This is a genomic window from Streptomyces sp. NPDC051364, assembly GCF_040682115.1.
Classification (GTDB): Bacteria; Actinomycetota; Actinomycetes; order Streptomycetales; family Streptomycetaceae; genus Streptomyces.
In genome coordinates this window covers 182051-197449 of sequence record NZ_JBFBAH010000005.1, presented here as the reverse complement: position 1 = coordinate 197449, position 15399 = coordinate 182051, and the positions used below count along the sequence as shown (strand labels likewise).

15 protein-coding genes are annotated in these 15399 nt (G+C 73.9%); 11 read left to right on the top strand and 4 right to left on the bottom strand.

The window, feature by feature from the left end; genetic code table 11:
• Window positions 1-4: 4 nt before the first annotated feature.
• The 3 genes from AB0M76_RS12940 to AB0M76_RS12930 all read left to right on the top strand — a co-directional run bounded on the left by AB0M76_RS12940 (window position 5) and on the right by AB0M76_RS12930 (window position 3148).
• Entirely contained in the window at window positions 5-1255 is a 1251-nt protein-coding gene (locus tag AB0M76_RS12940; RefSeq protein ID WP_365953186.1) for a glycosyltransferase, read from the top strand.
• 70 nt (window positions 1256-1325) lie between these two features.
• Window positions 1326-2009: a lipopolysaccharide biosynthesis protein gene (locus tag AB0M76_RS12935; protein WP_365952922.1), complete on the top strand. Its 684-nt coding sequence runs from the start codon at window positions 1326-1328 to the stop codon at window positions 2007-2009.
• Window positions 2006-3148: a GNAT family N-acetyltransferase gene (locus AB0M76_RS12930; protein WP_365952921.1), complete on the top strand. Its 1143-nt coding sequence runs from the start codon at window positions 2006-2008 to the stop codon at window positions 3146-3148. Before AB0M76_RS12935 ends, AB0M76_RS12930 begins: the two co-directional genes overlap by 4 nt.
• A gap of 5 nt (window positions 3149-3153) precedes the next feature.
• Here the strand turns inward: AB0M76_RS12930 and AB0M76_RS12925 are convergent, their stop codons facing one another.
• Entirely contained in the window at window positions 3154-4758 is a 1605-nt protein-coding gene (locus AB0M76_RS12925; RefSeq protein WP_365952920.1) for a glycosyl hydrolase, read from the bottom strand.
• A 150-nt stretch (window positions 4759-4908) separates the two neighbouring features.
• On the opposite strand from AB0M76_RS12925, the gene AB0M76_RS12920 reads away from it, so the two are divergent.
• The 5 genes from AB0M76_RS12920 (at window position 4909) to AB0M76_RS12900 (ending at window position 10419) form a co-directional block, all read left to right on the top strand.
• Window positions 4909-6333 (top strand): ATP-grasp domain-containing protein, encoded by a 1425-nt coding sequence (locus AB0M76_RS12920; protein WP_365952919.1) that lies wholly within the window; start codon window positions 4909-4911, stop codon window positions 6331-6333.
• A 136-nt stretch (window positions 6334-6469) separates the two neighbouring features.
• Complete coding sequence (locus AB0M76_RS12915; RefSeq protein WP_365952918.1) at window positions 6470-7744, top strand: NAD(P)-binding domain-containing protein; 1275 nt, start codon at window positions 6470-6472, stop codon at window positions 7742-7744.
• Between the two features lie 18 nt (window positions 7745-7762).
• Window positions 7763-8035 (top strand): hypothetical protein, encoded by a 273-nt coding sequence (locus AB0M76_RS12910; RefSeq protein ID WP_365952917.1) that lies wholly within the window; start codon window positions 7763-7765, stop codon window positions 8033-8035.
• Window positions 8036-8046: 11 nt separating this feature from the next.
• Window positions 8047-10134, top strand: a complete 2088-nt coding sequence (locus AB0M76_RS12905; RefSeq protein ID WP_365952916.1) for a SpoIIE family protein phosphatase — start codon at window positions 8047-8049, stop codon at window positions 10132-10134.
• A gap of 87 nt (window positions 10135-10221) precedes the next feature.
• The gene (locus AB0M76_RS12900) at window positions 10222-10419 is read left to right on the top strand and encodes a hypothetical protein (protein ID WP_365952915.1); all 198 of its coding nucleotides are present in this window, start codon (window positions 10222-10224) and stop codon (window positions 10417-10419) included.
• Window positions 10420-10447: 28 nt separating this feature from the next.
• Here the strand turns inward: AB0M76_RS12900 and AB0M76_RS12895 are convergent, their stop codons facing one another.
• Window positions 10448-10903 carry a DUF6299 family protein gene (locus AB0M76_RS12895; protein WP_365952914.1) on the bottom strand — a complete coding sequence of 152 codons (456 nt, stop codon included), beginning with the start codon at window positions 10901-10903 and terminating at the stop codon, window positions 10448-10450.
• Between the two features lie 165 nt (window positions 10904-11068).
• On the opposite strand from AB0M76_RS12895, the gene AB0M76_RS12890 reads away from it, so the two are divergent.
• Together AB0M76_RS12890 and AB0M76_RS12885 are read left to right on the top strand one after the other, a co-directional pair.
• Window positions 11069-11683, top strand: a complete 615-nt coding sequence (locus AB0M76_RS12890) for a hypothetical protein (protein WP_365952913.1) — start codon at window positions 11069-11071, stop codon at window positions 11681-11683.
• A gap of 56 nt (window positions 11684-11739) precedes the next feature.
• Window positions 11740-12228, top strand: a complete 489-nt coding sequence (locus AB0M76_RS12885; protein WP_365952912.1) for a DUF5949 family protein — start codon at window positions 11740-11742, stop codon at window positions 12226-12228.
• Between the two features lie 93 nt (window positions 12229-12321).
• Here AB0M76_RS12885 and AB0M76_RS12880 read toward each other — a convergent pair whose 3' ends face one another.
• Together AB0M76_RS12880 and AB0M76_RS12875 are read right to left on the bottom strand one after the other, a co-directional pair.
• Window positions 12322-13596 (bottom strand): cytochrome P450, encoded by a 1275-nt coding sequence (locus AB0M76_RS12880; protein ID WP_365952911.1) that lies wholly within the window; start codon window positions 13594-13596, stop codon window positions 12322-12324.
• Between the two features lie 64 nt (window positions 13597-13660).
• On the bottom strand, window positions 13661-14815 hold the full coding sequence (locus AB0M76_RS12875) for a low temperature requirement protein A (protein WP_365952910.1): 1155 nt from the start codon (window positions 14813-14815) through the stop codon (window positions 13661-13663).
• 362 nt (window positions 14816-15177) lie between these two features.
• On the opposite strand from AB0M76_RS12875, the gene AB0M76_RS12870 reads away from it, so the two are divergent.
• Entirely contained in the window at window positions 15178-15399 is a 222-nt protein-coding gene (locus tag AB0M76_RS12870) for a hypothetical protein (protein WP_365952909.1), read from the top strand.

The following is a 15399-nucleotide window of genomic DNA, read 5'->3' as shown; positions in this document are numbered from 1 at the left end:
GTCCGTGCGGGCACTGCACATCATCACGGGGCTCGGGGTCGGCGGCGCCGAGCAGCAGCTGCGCCTGCTGCTGCGGCACATGCCGATGCGCTGCGACGTGCTGACGCTGACCAACCCCGGGCCGGTGGCCGAGGGGCTGCGGGCCGACGGGGTCCGGGTGGTGCACCTGGGCATGCGGGGCAACCGGGACCTGGGGGCGCTGCCGAGGCTGGTTCGGTTCATCCGGCGCGAGCAGTACGACCTGGTGCACACGCACTTGTACCGGGCCTGCGTGTACGGGCGGATCGCGGCCCGGCTCGCGGGGGTCGGGGCGACCGTGGCCACCGAGCACTCCCTCGGCGAGGGCGAGATGGAGGGCCGGCCGCTGACGGCCGGGGTGCGGGCGCTGTACCTGGCCAGTGAGCGGCTGGGCGCGGCAACCGTGGCGGTGTCGGACACCGTGGCGGCGCGGCTGGTGGGCTGGGGGGTGCCGGCTGCGCGGGTGCATGTCGTACCGAACGGGATCGAGGCCGTCCGCTTCCGCTTCGACGAGGGCGTGCGCAGGGCCACGCGGGCCCGCAGCGGGCTGCCCGAGCGGGCGTTCGTGGTCGGCGGGGTCGGGCGGCTGGTGCCGGGCAAGCGGTTCGACTCGCTGGTCCGGGCGGTGGCGGCGCTGCCGGGCGCGCATCTGCTGCTGGCCGGGGACGGGCCGGAGCGGGCCGCGCTGCGGCGGCTGGCGGCGGAGCTCGGCGCGCAGAGCCGGATCCACCTGCTGGGGGAGCGGGACCCGGTGGGCGACAGCGCGGACGGGCGGACGCCGGGGATCCCGGCGCTGCTGGCCGCGATGGACGTCTTCGTGTCCCCGTCGCGGGAGGAGGCGTTCGGGCTGGCGGTCGTGGAGGCCCTGGCTGCGGGGCTGCCCGTCCTGCACGTCACCTGTCCGGCGATCGACGACCTCCCGGCGGCGCAGGCGCCGGGGGCGCGGCGGATCGGGACCGGGACGGAGGAGCTGGTCGCCGCCCTGCGCGGGCACATGGAGGCGGGGGCGCGGCGCCTGCCCCAGCCCCCGGTGGTCCGCCGCTACGACATCGCCAGCAGCGCGGACCAACTCCTCGCGGTCTACGCCCTGGCCCTGTCCGCCCGTGGCGCCGCCCCGGACCCCGCGCCTCAAACGCCGACGGGGCTGAGCCTGGCCCCGGGTCCGGAGTTGAGGGGCGCCGCCCCGACCCCCGCGCCGCAGGCGGCGGCGGGGCTGGAAGTGCCGCCGGCCGGTTGACTCACGCAGCGCCGAAGGGGTTCCCGACTCGGGGCCCGAAAGAACTCCATTCCTCCAGGAAGGCACGTAGATGGCTGACACCGCCGATCAGAAGAAGACCGACCGCCGTCGTCGCAGGGTACGGCTGCTGCCGCCGCCCGCGTGGTGGCCGTTGCCCGTCGCCGCCCTGCTGGGGCTGGCCGCGGGCGGGGCGTACGGGGTGCTCAAGGCGCCCGAGTACGCCGCCACCAGCTACGTCGTCGCCGTCCCGGACGACACCACCGAGCCGGCCACCGCCCTCGGCTTCGCGCAGGCGTACGCGCGCATCGCCACCAGCAGTTCCACCCTCGCGTACGCCCAGCCCCGCGCGGGCATCGGCGCCCGCCGGCTCCGTACGCAGGTGCGCGCCGAGACCTCCCCCGAGTCCCCGATGATCGCCATCACGGGCACGTCGAAGAGTCCGACCGAGGCCGCCGACATCGCCAACGCCGTGGCCGACGCGCTCTCGCTGAGCAGCAATCAGGCCGCCAAGAACACCGGCGTCCAGCTGCTGCTGTTCAACCAGGCCGTCGCGCCGAGCGAGCCCGCCTCGCCGGCCGCCACCGTCAGCGGGGCCGTCGGGCTGTGCGCCGGCGGGCTGCTGGGCGGGCTGTGGCTGCTGGCCCGGCCCGGCCGCACCCGCCGGCCCGAGGAGCAGCCGGTCGTCGAGGAGTACGCCTCCCTGCCCGCCCAGGGCGACCACAACGAGACCAAGGAGAAGGAGCCCGTGCGATGACTTCGGGCTCCGCCGGGGTCTTGTCGGTGACGCTGTGCCGCGACCCCCGGCAGTTCGCCGCGCTGGAAGAGCCGTGGAACCGGCTCTTCCGGGCCTGTCCCACCGCCACCCCCTTCCAGAGCCACGCCTGGCTGCACTCCTGGTGGCTCTCGTACGGCCGGGACGGGCGGCTCCGGATCGTGCTCGTACGGCGCGGCGGGGAACTCGTCGGTGCGTGCGCGCTGATGCTCGTCCACCGGCCGCTGCCGCTGCTGGTGCCGCTCGGGGGCGGTATCACCGACTACTTCGACGTCCTGGTGGCCGCCGAGTACGCCGACCAGGTCGTCCCGGCGCTGGCCCACGGCTTGCACCGGGCCGCCCGCGGCGCGGTCGTCGACCTGCGCGAGGTACGGCCCGGGGCCGCCGCCGAGGCGCTGTTCGGGCAGTGGCCCGGGATCCGCAGCAAGCTCGCCGACTCCACCTGCATGGAGCTGCCCGCGCTGCCGTTCGACGAGCTGGTCAAGCGGATGCCGGCCTCCGGCGCCCAGCGGGTCCGGGCCAAGCTGCGCAAGACGGACGCGGCCGGGATCGAGGAGCACGAGGTCACCGAGCAGGAAGTGCCGGGTGCCGTACGGACCCTGCTGCGGCTCCACGAGAAGCAGTGGCGCGGCCGCGGGGTGACCCCGGAGCACCTGAGGCCCCGCTTCGCCGAGCACCTGACCCGGGCCACCCGGCGGATGGTGCGGGTCGGCCAGGGCCGGCTGACCGAGTTCCGGCTGGACGGGAAGGTGGTGGCGGCCAACGTCACCCTGCTGTCGGGGGCGTTGAGCGGCGGCTACCTGTACGGGGCGGACCCGGACCTGCGGACCCGCAAGGTGGACGTGGCGACGCTGCTGCTGCGTTACGAGGCCGGCCGCGCCCTCGCCGAGGGCCGCCCGGTGGTGAGCTTCCTGCGCGGCAACGAGCCGTACAAGAACCACTGGCGGCCCGAGACGGTCGTCAACCAGCGGTTCCTGCTGGCCAGGACGGCGCTCGCGCCCCTGCTCCGCCTGCACGAATCGCAGGTGACGGGGCGCGAGCGGGCGGTGGACGCGCTGCGCGAGGCCCTGCCGGCCGCCAGGGACTGGCGGGCGCGGCTCAACGAACTGCGGGTCCGATGACGGGTCTACCAGGGCCAGAAGCCGGAGTCCTTGCCCCAGTTGATCTTGATGCAGACCGACTGCTTGCCGACCAGCTTGGAGAGCCACTCGCCGAAGTTGAGCGGCACGCACCACTCCGTGCTGTTGGCGGGCGGTTCGACGGGCTCGGGCTTCGGCACGACCGGGCTCGGGACGGGGACCGGGACCGGGATTTCGGGCGACGGGACCGGGCTCGGGATCTCGGGCGACGGGACCGGCACCGGGACGGGGTCCGGACTCGGGTTCACCGGGGTCTCGGGCGACGGGACCGCCGGCGAGGGCACGGGCACGGGCTCGGGGGCGGGGCTCTCGGGTGCCGGGACCTCGGGCGAGGGCACGGGCACCGGAACGGGCTCGGGGACCGGCACGGGCTCGGGGCTCGTGCTCGGGGTCTCCGGCAAGGGGACCGGAACCGGGACCTGCGGGCTCGGGATCACCGGGACCTCCGGGACCTGCGGCGACGGGACCGCCGGGGAGGGCACGGGGATCTCGGGGGTCGGGATCTGCGGGCTCGGCACGACCGGGGTCGGGATCACGGGCGTCGGTACGACCGGGGTCGGCACGACCGGCGTCGGGATGACCGGCGTGGGCACGACGGGCGTCGGGACCGGGTCCGGACGCTGGGGTGCGAGCGCGCCGCGGAAGGCCTTCGTGGACTTCGGGTTCTGCTTGCACTGCCACACGCCGTGCGGGCAGTAGTCCGTGATGGTGTGGTAGAGCGGCTTGTGCTGCTCGATCCACTTCAGCATGCGCCGTACGTACTCCGGGTTGTCCCCGTGCCGGAACAGCCCCCACTCCGGGTACGAGATCTCTTTGCCGTGCGCTTTTGCGAAATCCACATGCTGCTGGAGCCCGTACGGCTGCTTGATCATCTCGTCGAAGGTCCTGCCGGGAGCCTGGTCGTACGAATCCATGCCGACGATGTCGACCACGTCGTCGCCCGGGTAGCACTTGGTCCAGCCGATCGCGTCCGACCCGCGGTTGGGGGCGTAATCGAACTTGAACTCCGCACCGGGGACGGAACGCATCGTGTTGACGATCCGCCGCCAGTACTCCTTCCAGCCCTCCGGGTCAGGCGCGCAGCGGTGGGTGTACGTGGCCCCGTTCATCTCCCAGCCGAGCACGATCACCGTGTCCGGGATGCCCAGTGCCACCAGCCGTTCGGCGAGCTTCTCGAAGTGCCGGTCGAACTCGCCCTGCGCGCCCGCCCGGATCAGCTGGGCCACCCGGCGGTCGGGGACCCGGTCCTCGTTGTGCTCCTGCATGGGCACGTTCAGGATGAAGAGCCGGTCCGCCTTGGCGCGGCGCCACTCGGCCCACGGCTCCAGGAAGTCGGGGCCCTCGATGCGGGCCCAGCGGTCTCCGGGCAGATAGGTGTGGCCGACCCGGATCTCCTTGCCGCCCAGCCAGCGCGACAGGTTCGGGATCCGGGCGACTCCGGGCGGACCGGAGTCGAGAAAGGCGCCCATGGCGATGTCGGAGCCCTTGGGCTGCTCCCTCTCCGGGGCCGCGAGCGCGGCCCCGGTGGCGAGCAGTCCGGCCGTGACCGTACCGATGCAGGTGCTCGCCAGTCGGCGGTGTGGTCTGGGCATGGCGTCTCCCGAGCTTTCCTGAATCGGTGTGCTTGTCGAAGACGTTAGGCATCACATCTGACGAATGGCCTGTCCGGTGACCGCTGCGTAGGCCATTCGCAGCTGCGCATCCTCCCCGCTTGGTCCGACTAGGTGAAAGACACCGTTCCCATGCACGCGTTCGACAGCAATGTGCCCGCTGTAGTGCTCAGACTCGATCGGAATCCGTTCCACCACGGAACCCTCGGTGCCGTCAGATCTCTTGGGCGGAGGGGCGTGGAGGTCCATGCCGTCGTCGAGGCCGGGGGAGGTCCCATGGGGCGCTCGCGCTACCTGCACGCCGTGCATCCCGGGCCGGCCGGAGGGCTGGACCCCGAGGCTCCGGAGGCGCTGCTGGAGTGCCTGGTCGGGGTGTCGGAGCGGATCGGCAGGCCGGCGGTGCTCGTCGCGATGGACGACCTGAGCGCCATCGCCGTCGCGCGGATCGCGCCGATGCTGAACGGGCGGTTCCGGATCCCCCATCAGCCCGACGGGTTGCCGGCGCGGGTGGCGGACAAGGCCGAGCTGTCGCGGCTGTGCGCGCGCTGGGACATCCCGCATCCGGAGACGGTGATCCCGGCGAGCGGGGCCGAAGCGACGGAGGCCGCATGGCGCCTCGGCCTGCCGGTGGTGGCCAAGTGGAGCCGGCCCTGGCTGCTGCCCCCGGGCGGCGGGCTGCGCAGCACCACGCTCGTGCACACCGCCGCCGAGGCGCGCCGCCTGTACGAGCGCACGGCAGAGGCCGGGAGCCGGCTGCTGCTCCAGCGGTTCCTGCCGGCCGGGACGGACACCGACTGGTTCTTCCACGGCGCCTTCGCCCGGGGCGGGCACCCGCTGCTCGCGGGGTCGGGCCGCAAGGAGCTGTCCTGGCCGGTGCGGACGGGGCTGACGGCGGTGGGGCGCTGGCTGCCGGATCCGGCGGTGGAGGAGGCGGGGCTGCGGCTCGCCGAACGGCTGGGCTACCAGGGGATCCTGGACCTGGACTTCCGCCGGGACGAGAAGGGCTGTTTCCGGCTGGTGGACTTCAACCCCCGGCCGGGCGCGCAGTTCCGGCTGTTCACGGACGCGGGCGGGCTGGACGTGGTTCAGGCGATGTACCTGGATCTGACGGGGCAACAGGTCCCGGAGCCCGCGGGCGGCCCGGGCCGGGTGTTCGTCGCGGAGAACTACGCCCTGCTGGCGTCGCTCCGCAGCCGCCGGCTCCCCCGGCGGTCCCCGGCCCGCCCGCCGCTCCCGACCCCCTCGGCAGCCGAGGACGCCGGGGCCGGGCAGGAGCGTGCCGCGGGCGGCAGGGCCGGGCCGGCACGGGTGGCGCCGCAGGCGGAGCGGGGGCGGGTGGAAGCGGCCTGGTTCGCCGCCGACGACCCGATGCCGTTCCTCGCGATGCTCGCCGCGTTCCTGGGCCGGGGCGCGGGGAAGGGCGTGCGCGCCCTGCGCGGTGTCCCGGCGCACGGCCGCCGTACGGCCCGGGCCGTGGTCCGCGCCCCGCGCCAGCGTGCCCGCGACCTGACCCCGCCGACCGCCCCCGCCGAACCGGACGAACTGGTGACCCGATGACGCCCCGCCACCCGCCCCCGCCCCGGCCCCCGTCCCCGCCTCCGCCTCCGGCGACGCGCGTGCCCGTCACACGTACCGCCGGAGGCAGTGGCACGGGCAAGGGGTCCATGAGACTGGGGGGACAGCGGTGACGCGGGTGGACGATCTCGTCGTGGTCGGCGCCGGGCCGTACGGGCTGTCGATCGCCGCCCACGCGGTGGCGGCGGGGCTCGGCGTACGGGTGCTGGGGCGGCCCATGGCCTCGTGGCGGGACCACATGCCCGAGGGCATGTACCTGAAGTCGGAGCCGTGGTCCTCCAACCTGTCCGCGCCCGGCGGCCGGCACACCCTCGCCGCGTACTGCGCCACCCGCGGGCTGGCGGCCGAACACGGCAGCCCGCTCCCGATCGGCACCTTCAGCTCGTACGGCATGTGGTTCGCCCGGCACGCCGCGCCCGAGGTGGAGGAGGTGACGGTCACCGAGGTCAGCCCGCAGGGCGACGGCTTCCTGATCCGCACCGCCGAGGGGCCGCCGCTGCTCGCCCGGACGGTCGCGATCGCCGTCGGGGTGATGCCGTTCGTGCACCTCCCCGAGGCGCTGCGGGACCTGCCCCCCGGGCACTGCTCGCACAGCAGCGGCCACCGCGACCTGGCCCGGTTCGCCGGCCGGGAGGTCGCCGTGGTCGGGGCCGGGCAGGCGGCCCTGGAGACCGCCGCCCTGCTGGCCGAGAACGGGGCCCGGCCCTGCCTCGTCGCCCGCCGGTCCCGGCTGAACTGGAACACCGTGCCCCAGCCGCTGGAGCGCCCGGCCGTGCGCGCCCTGCGCGATCCGCACAGCGGCCTCGGCACCGGCTGGCGCAGCTGGGTGTGGTCGGAGCTGCCCTGGGCGGTGCGCCGGCTGCCCGCGCCGGCCAGGGAACGGATCGCCGCGACCGCGCTCGGGCCCGCCGGGGCCTGGTGGCTGCGGGACCGCTTCGAGCGGAGCGTCCCGGTACTGCTGGGGCACCGGCTGCACCGGGCGGTGCCGGTCGGCGGGCGGACCCGGCTCGGGCTGACCACCGCGGCCGGGGAGTCCGTCGTACTGGACGTCGCGCACGTCGTCGCGGCCACCGGGTTCACCCCGCACCTGGGCCGGCTGGAGCTGCTGGACGCCCGGCTGCAGGCCGTCCTCGACACCGTCGGGGACAGCGGCACGCCGGAGCTGAGCGCCGGTTTCGAGTCCTCCTGGCCCGGTCTGTTCTTCGCGGGGCTGCTGACGGCTCCCTCATTCGGCCCTTCCATGCGATTCGTGCACGGTGCGGGGTTCACGGCGGGGAGACTGGTCGGAGGAGTCCGAAAGCGCCTCGGCGCCCGGGGCAGGCCGACGGGCTCCGCCGGGACCGTGCGGCCCGACCGGGCCGGTGCCGGGCATCCGAAGACGTCTCTGCGGTGAGGTCGAGAGGGGTCCGCGATGAGTGCGGAGCAGCGAGCACAGGGCCGTGGCTGGGTGCGCATTCCCGCCAGCCGGGCGGAGCAGCCCGCCGCGCCCAGGCCTGCCACGACCAGGGCTGCCGCGCCCAGGACCGCCTCACCGTACGCCCCTCCCGCGCATGCGGCACCGGACCAGTCGACCATCTACCTGTCCCTCGTCAAGCGCTGGCAGGAGGCCGGGCGCACCCTTCCGGGGCATCCTGACGAGGAGTGGGAGCGGCTCATCTCCCAGCCGTGCTGGCCCGGCCGTTAGGTGGTGTTCTCGTGGCAGCGGCGGAGCGCGACAGATCCGAGCAGGGCCGGCTGGATCCTGTGACCGGGCCCGGGGAGCGGCTCGCGCTCAACGGCATGGGCAGCTTCGAGTGGGACCTGGATGCCGGGACGCTGTTGCTGGACGAGGCCGGGCTCGTGGTCTTCGACCTCGAGCGGGAGGAGTTCGGCGACACCCCGGACGGGCTGGGTCTGCGGATTCCCGCCGACGACAGTGCACGGCTGGCGGAATCCACGCAGGCCGCCCTGGACGGCGGTGCGGAGACGTACGGCTCGTACTTCACGGTGCAACGGCGCGACGGCGTCGACCAGTGGACGCACACGCAGGGCCGGATCATGCGGGACGACGCCGGGCGGCCCCTGCGGATCGTCGGGATCGTGCGGGACGCGACGGCCGAGCTCACGCACGCCACCATCCTGCGGAAGCTGGAGTCGGCGCGGGCCCAGCAGGCGACCATCGTGCAGCGGACGACGGAGGCCCTGTCGCGGGCGGTGACCGTCGACGACGTCACGGCCACGCTGACCGGGGCGGGAGCCCTGGAGCGGCTCGGCGCCGACGGGCTGGCCCTGGGGCTCGTCGAGAACGGCGCCATCAAGATCATCGCGCTGAGCGGGGAGTCGCTGGAGATCCTCAGCGAGCGGAAGTTCACCCGGCTGGACGGCTCGCTGCCGCTGTCGCAGGCGGTGCTCACCCGCAAGGCGCGCTTCGTCACCTCCCTCGCCGAGCTGGCGGGCGAGTTCCCGCTGCTCGCGGACTACCTGCGCCGGATCCGCTTCGACGCCGCCGCCTATCTGCCGCTGATCGCGCAGGCCAAGGCCATCGGCGGGCTCGTGCTGTTCTACCGGCGGCGCAGCGAGTTCAGCCCGGAGGAGCGCAACCTGTGCCTGGGCCTGGCCGGCATCGTGGCGCAGTCCCTCCAGCGGGCGCTCCTGTTCGACCAGGAACGGGAGTTCGCGACCGGCCTGCAGGCCTCGATGCTCCCGCGCCGGATCCCGGAGATCAGCGGCGGCGAGATCGCGGTGCGGTACCACTCCGCGTGGAGCGGGCGGGAGGTCGGCGGGGACTGGTACGACGTGATCGCGCTGCCCCGCGACCGGGTCGGCATCGTCGTGGGCGACGTACAGGGCCACGACACGCACGCTGCGGCGATCATGGGCCAGCTGCGGATCGCGCTGCGGGCGTACGCGGGGGAGGGGCATCCGCCGTCGACCGTGCTGGCCCGGGCCTCGCGCTTCCTGGCCGAGCTGGACACCGAGCGCTTCGCGACCTGCATGTACGCACAGGTCGACCTGGAGACCGGCGGCGTACGGGCGGTCCGCGCGGGCCATCTCGGGCCGCTGATCCGGCACACGGACGGGCGTACGGGCTGGCCCAACGTACGCGGCGGGCTGCCGCTCGGACTGGCTTCGGTCTTCGAACAGGAGGACTTCCCCGAGACCCGGCTCGACCTGGTCCCCGGGGAGACGCTGGTGCTGTGCACCGACGGCCTGGTGGAGGAGCCCGGTACGGCCATCACCCAGGGCATGGAGGCCCTCGCGCACGCCGTGCGCAGCGGGCCGCAGGAGGCGGGGGCGCTCGCCGACCACCTCTCGGACCGGCTCTGGGAGCGCTGGGGCTCCGGCGACGACGTGGCCCTGCTGGTGCTGCGCCGGGCCCCCGACCCGGGCACCCACCGGGCCCCGCGGATCCACCAGTACATCCACCAGGCGGACCCGGAGGGCCTCTCGGAGGCCCGCTACGCCCTGCGTCAGGCGCTGCGCGACTGGGGCATGCCGGAGCTCGCCGACGACGTGGAACTGGCGGCCGGGGAACTGCTGGTCAACGCCCTGCTGCACACGGACGGCGGGGCGGTGCTGACCATGGAGGTGCTGCCGGAGCCGGTCCGGCGGATCCGGCTGTGGGTGAAGGACCGCTCCAGCGTCTGGCCGCGCCGGCGCACCCCGGGCGAGGCCGCCACCACAGGGCGCGGGCTGCTGCTGGTGGACGCGCTGGCCACGCACTGGGGAGTGGAGTCCCGGGGTGACGGCAAGGCCGTGTGGTGCGAGTTCGACGTCGCGGGCAGCGTCCGGAGCATGGGGTGACAGGGGCGCGGGGCGACCGGACGGTCACCCCGAGTTGTGGAGTACCGGGGGTGGAGTGATGATGCGGTCCATGGAACGCACGACCGTATGCACACGGATCCTGCCGTGCACCGGCTGAACAAGCGGCCGGGCAAGGGCGCCACGACCGCTCTGCTCGCGCTGCTCCTGCTGGCCGTCGGGGGCCCGACGGCCGCGCACCGCACGACGGGGCGCCCGCATCCCGATACCGGCTGCCGGACCGTCGCGTTCATGTCGATGACCGGCGTGGCGCCCGCCTGCCGGTAGCGGCGGCTACCGGCTACGGCCGGGTGCGTCAGCGGTGCTTCTCCTCCAGCCGGATTTCCCGCTCCGTCTTCGCCAGGTAGGACACGCGCAGGGCGAACCCGGAGTGCAGGCTCGCGGACTGGAGCTTGGCCTCCGCACTGGCCGCACCCGGCTGCAGGTGCACCAGGTCCAGCGGGGCCGACGCGGACCAGTCGTGCTCCTGCCCGTCGCAGACGGCCTCCTCGCCGCCGAAGCCCAGGCGGGTGGTGCCCTGGGCGTCGGTGTCCTGGGTGAGGGTGACCTGGATCTGCACTCCACGGGGTGACGAGGGCCGGCACGTGTAGGTCCCGAAAAGGGTGACGTGGCCGTCGTCGGAGATGTGACCGAATTTCTGTACGGAAATCTCATCGCCCCTGGCCCGGGCGCCGGCGGGAGTGGTGAACACGGTGGCCGCGGCCAGCGCGGAAAGCACCGTGACGGCCAGTCGGCGGGTGGAAGCTCTCATGAATCCTCCATGGGGGGGTGGGTCGGCACAAATGCGCCGAAACGCATTGTGCTGGCAGATGGCGGGCAACTCCTTCCGTACGCCCGTGTCGGTGTGTGCAATTGCCCGCTCGGGCGCGTGAGACTGACCGGAATACACCCCCGAAGGTCCCCGAAGGGATCGCGCATGCGCCAGTCCGCTTCCGTCCTCGCCGCCGCTCTCCTGCCCCTCCTGCTGTTCGGTGCCACGGCCTGTTCGGGCGCCCCCGAGGGGGCTGCGCTCGCCCCGGCCGCGGCGCCCGCCGTCCCGGTGGACGACGGCGCGCCGGGCGCCGAGGAGGATCCGGCGGCCGCGGCCGCGGCCCCGGGTGCGGTGCAGGCCGCCTCGAAGGATGCCCATGTGGGTGACTCCGTACGGGTGCACGGCCGCCAGGTCGGCCGGCACCTCCAGGCCGTGCTCACCGCCTACGTCGACCCCGCGGTCAGTGTGGAGAAGAACTACGCGCCGCCCGCGGGCAAGCGCTGGGTGGCCGCCTCGATGTCGTTCGTCAACGTCGGCGGGGCCTCGTACGGGGCCCTCGGGCGCATGTGGGCGTACGACAGCGCGGGGGGTCGCCACCCGGTGGTGCCGACCGGTGAACTGACGACAGGCAAACCGCTCGTCTTCGATTCCCTCGCCGTCGGTGAGCGGGCCGAGGGATGGGTGGTGTTCGAAATCCCGGAAAAGGCGCGCATTGTGCGGCTCCAGTACCAGGACGCGAACATGCAGGCGAATTCCGGAGAGGGATTCTGGGCCGTCTAGCCCGCCCGGGTGAAAGGCCTGAAAGGGGCGCGGGAGAGACCACTAGGGTGCGGCGCATGACTTCAACTCAAGCCGAAATCGACCGGTCCCAGCTCGGCACCCTTTCCGTGCTCGCCTGGATCGGCGACCCCTCCGAGGGCCACGACATCCCGTACCTGCTCGCCTACACCCTCGGCGACGGTCCGCAGGGGCGGGAGGCCGGCGAGAAGGCTGCCCGCGGGCTGCTGGAGGAGATCGGCCTGCCCATCGGTGACGTGGTCATGGACGGCACCCGCAACCCGGCGGTCTTCCCGGTGCAGATCGTGCTGGCGGACAACCAGGTCGCGCTGACCCTGCCGGGGCTGAACGCGACCTGCACCGCCCCGGACGAGTGGGTCGCCGCGGCGACCGAGAGCGGCCAGGCCTACTTCCTCTTCGCCACGCGCGCCTGGCCGGAGGCCGTCCCGGGCAAGCCGGTCGAGCCGAAGACCCTCCAGGAGTTCGCCGGGGACGAGGCCGTGCTCACGGGCAGCGCCCACTGCGTGCTCGCGGTCCGGCGCCTGTAGTAGCAGGCCCCAGGGAGACCGGGCCCCCGCTCCGGCCGCCGGGCCCCCAGCCTGCCCGGTGGCCGGTTCCCCCGCCCCGCGGCCCTGTGGGCCCTACGGGCGTTCGAAGGCGAAGCGGAGCGAGCGGACACGGTTGTCGAAGTTCGACCCCGCCAGGTCCGGCAGCCCCACCGCCCGCAGTCCGACCGGCCGGGTCAGCAGCTCGCGGAACAGGGCCTTCATCTCCACCCGGGCCAGGTGCGCGCCCAGGCAGAAGTGCGGGCCGCCGCCGCCGAAGCCCAGGTGCGGATTGGGCGAGCGGGTGATGTCGAAGGCGTCCGGGTCGGGGAAGACGGCCTCGTCGCGGTTGGCGGACGCGTAGTACAGCACCACCTTGTCGCCGGGCCGGAACAGGTGGCCGCCCAGGGTGTGTTCGGCGGCCACCGTCCGGCGGAACTGGATGATCGGCGTCGAGTGCCGGATCATCTCGTCCACGGCGCCGTCCGCGTACGTCTCGAAGTCCCCGAGCAGCAGGTCCCGTTGCTCAGGGTGGTCGGTCAGCAGGGTCAGCCCGTGGGTGATCGCGTTGCGCGTGGTCTCGACCCCGGCCACCATCAGCAGCGAGAAGAACGCGCCGAGCTGGCGGGCGTTCAGCGCCTGTCCGTCCACGTCCGCGCAGACCAGCGCCGAGATCAGGTCGTCGGTGGGGTTCTTGCGCCGCTCCCGCCCGATGCCCGCGACCATGCGCTGCATCTTGGCCAAGGCCCGCAGTCCGCGCCCGGGCATCCGCAGCCGCGAGGCCAGGCCCCGCTCGACACCGATGTTCTCCGAGGCGTGGTTGACGCGGTCGGCGATCTCGGCGCGGTAGCGCTCCGGGATGCCCATCATGTTGCAGATGACCTCGAGCGGCAGCCGCGAGGCCACGGCCGAGACGAACTCGTCCGGCTCGTCCTCCAGTACGTCGTCCACGATCCGGGCTGCCACCGCGTGGATGTCCTGCTCGGCCGCCGCCAGCAGCCGCGGCGTGAACGCCCGCTGCACGATCTTGCGCAGCTGCGCGTGGTCGGCGCCGTCCAGGTTGACCATCGAGTCCCCGAACAGCGCCCGCACCCACCGGGCCGGCTCGGGCGTGGTCACCCCGGGCGCGCTGGCGAACACCTTGGGGAGCCGGCTCGCCTCCTGCACGTCCGCGTGCCATACCAGGGCCCAGTGGCCGCGGCCCTTCCCCTCGGGCACGTAGACCGGGGACTCCAGCGCCCGCAGCCGGGCGAACGCCGCGAGCCGTGCGGCCGGGGGCTGCTGCCAGAACGCCGGGTCGGCGAGCTCCCCGTACTCCGCCACCGCCGGGCCCGAGCCCGTGTCCGCGTACCGCTGTACCGGGACGTTCATCGTTTCTTCTTCCTGTCGCCGGCGCGCTCGCCGGGGCCGCGGCGGCCGTCGCCGCCCGCCGTCCTCACGCACCAGAACGCTCTCGCTGGGCCAAGGTCACGCCCACCGCGACGGTGGCCGCGGCGACCAGCCCCGCCCACAGCACCGCCTGCCCGCCGGTCCACGCGCACGCGAGGATCCCCAGCGCCGAGACGGGCAGCACCAGTTGCTGGGCCGTACCGCGCTTGAAGTGGCGCGAATGCAGCAGCCAGACGAAGGCGAGGAACAGCGCCGCGGGCACGGTCACCGCGAGGTTGGCGGCGAGCCTCGAGATGTGGGCCTTGCCGACCGCGTGCTCGATCGCCACCTCGATCCCGGCTCCGATGGCCGCGGCGGACGCGAAGATCACGATGTGCCCGTACCCCCAGGGGATGGCCTGGCGGTTGGTCTGCAGGCGGTCGTGCGCGGGGACGGCGAAGTAGATCCACCAGGCCGCGAAGACCAGCAGCAGCCCGCCCGCCGCGATCGGCAGCAGCTCGCCCAGCGCCTCGTGCTCGTCGATCGCCGACTGGACCGCGACCGTGCTGGCGGCGACGGTCTCGCCGAGCACGATGATGGTGAACAGGCCGTACCGCTCGGCGATGTGGTGCGGATGCCACTGGGTCTGGTAGCCGCGCTCGGCGACCACCGGGACCAGCAGCTCCGCCATCACCAGCACCAGGAACAGCCACCTGCGGCTCGGCTCGGGCGCCGCGAGCAGCGCCACCCAGCCCGCCTGGCAGATCACCAGTCCGATCGCGTACGTGAGCGCGCAGCGGCGGGCCGGACCCTGCTCCCCGGCGGCGGCGCGCAGCCACTGCGCGGTGAGCGCGAGGCGCATCACCACGTAGCCCATGACGGAGATGGTCCAGTCGTTGTCGTTGAAGGCGCGCGGGATCCCGGCCGAGTAGATGAGCACGCCGGAGATCTGCACCAGGGTCGCGATCCGGTACGGCACGTCGTCGACGTCGTAGGCGGAGGCGAACCAGGTGAAGTTCATCCAGGCCCACCAGACGCCGAAGAACACAAAGAGGTAGCCGGTGATGCCGGCGCCGACATGGCCCTCGGCGAGCGCGTGGACGAGCTGCCGGCCGGCCTGCGCCACCGCGACGACGAAGCAGAGGTCGAAGAACAGCTCCAGAGGGGTCGAGGCCCGGTGGCCCTCGGCCCGGCTGCGGGAGGTCATCGGTACGTACGTCATACCGCCAGGACACCAGCCGTACGCCGGTCGGCAGGCGAGGCGCGCGGCCGGCGGGGCCGCGGACCCCTCCGGCCTACGCACCCCACTAGGGACTGCGGGCCCGACCTGCGCACGGCGGGCTGACCTGCGCACTGCGGGTGACGGGACCTTGTCCCGTCACCCGCGCGACGTTCTCCTCTGATGCCCGCGCTGCGCCGCGCCGGCCTCGAACGCGCTTCCCCGGACTGCTCGACGTCCTGCGCCGGGAGGCCGACCGTCCCGGCCGGCCCGCCGAACCGCAGCAGGCCGGCCTGGGGCGGGTCCCGGAGCCCGGCCGGCTCCGGGGGCGCAGCCCCGGCCGGGGGCGGCCGTACCCTGGAGGCATGAGCACCGCCCCCGCCTCCGACCCGCAGTCCTCGAAGCCCGAATCCCGGCCCGAGGCCGCGCCCGCGGCGAAGCCCAGGCCCCGGCTCGTCTTCGACGACCCGCTGGACCAGCAGTCCGCGGACGACACCGACCGCGGATGGGGCGAGCGGCCGCACGCCGGCGGGAGCGCCGGCGACCTGGCCCGCTTCCTCGACGAGAAGCCGCCGCACCACATCTGA

Bases quoted from the DNA above. Each gene is read 5' to 3' on its own strand.
- AB0M76_RS12935 (WP_365952922.1), top strand. From the start codon at position 1,326: ATGGCTGACACCGCCGATCAGAAGAAGACCGACCGCCGTCGTCGCAGG.
- AB0M76_RS12930 (WP_365952921.1), top strand. From the start codon at position 2,006: ATGACTTCGGGCTCCGCCGGGGTCTTGTCGGTGACGCTGTGCCGCGAC.
- AB0M76_RS12925 (WP_365952920.1), bottom strand. From the start codon at position 4,758: ATGCCCAGACCACACCGCCGACTGGCGAGCACCTGCATCGGTACGGTC.
- AB0M76_RS12920 (WP_365952919.1), top strand. From the start codon at position 4,909: ATGCACGCGTTCGACAGCAATGTGCCCGCTGTAGTGCTCAGACTCGAT.
- AB0M76_RS12910 (WP_365952917.1), top strand. From the start codon at position 7,763: ATGAGTGCGGAGCAGCGAGCACAGGGCCGTGGCTGGGTGCGCATTCCC.
- AB0M76_RS12900 (WP_365952915.1), top strand. From the start codon at position 10,222: ATGCACACGGATCCTGCCGTGCACCGGCTGAACAAGCGGCCGGGCAAG.
- AB0M76_RS12895 (WP_365952914.1), bottom strand. From the start codon at position 10,903: ATGAGAGCTTCCACCCGCCGACTGGCCGTCACGGTGCTTTCCGCGCTG.
- AB0M76_RS12890 (WP_365952913.1), top strand. From the start codon at position 11,069: ATGCGCCAGTCCGCTTCCGTCCTCGCCGCCGCTCTCCTGCCCCTCCTG.
- AB0M76_RS12885 (WP_365952912.1), top strand. From the start codon at position 11,740: ATGACTTCAACTCAAGCCGAAATCGACCGGTCCCAGCTCGGCACCCTT.
- AB0M76_RS12880 (WP_365952911.1), bottom strand. From the start codon at position 13,596: ATGAACGTCCCGGTACAGCGGTACGCGGACACGGGCTCGGGCCCGGCG.
- AB0M76_RS12875 (WP_365952910.1), bottom strand. From the start codon at position 14,815: ATGACGTACGTACCGATGACCTCCCGCAGCCGGGCCGAGGGCCACCGG.
- AB0M76_RS12870 (WP_365952909.1), top strand. From the start codon at position 15,178: ATGAGCACCGCCCCCGCCTCCGACCCGCAGTCCTCGAAGCCCGAATCC.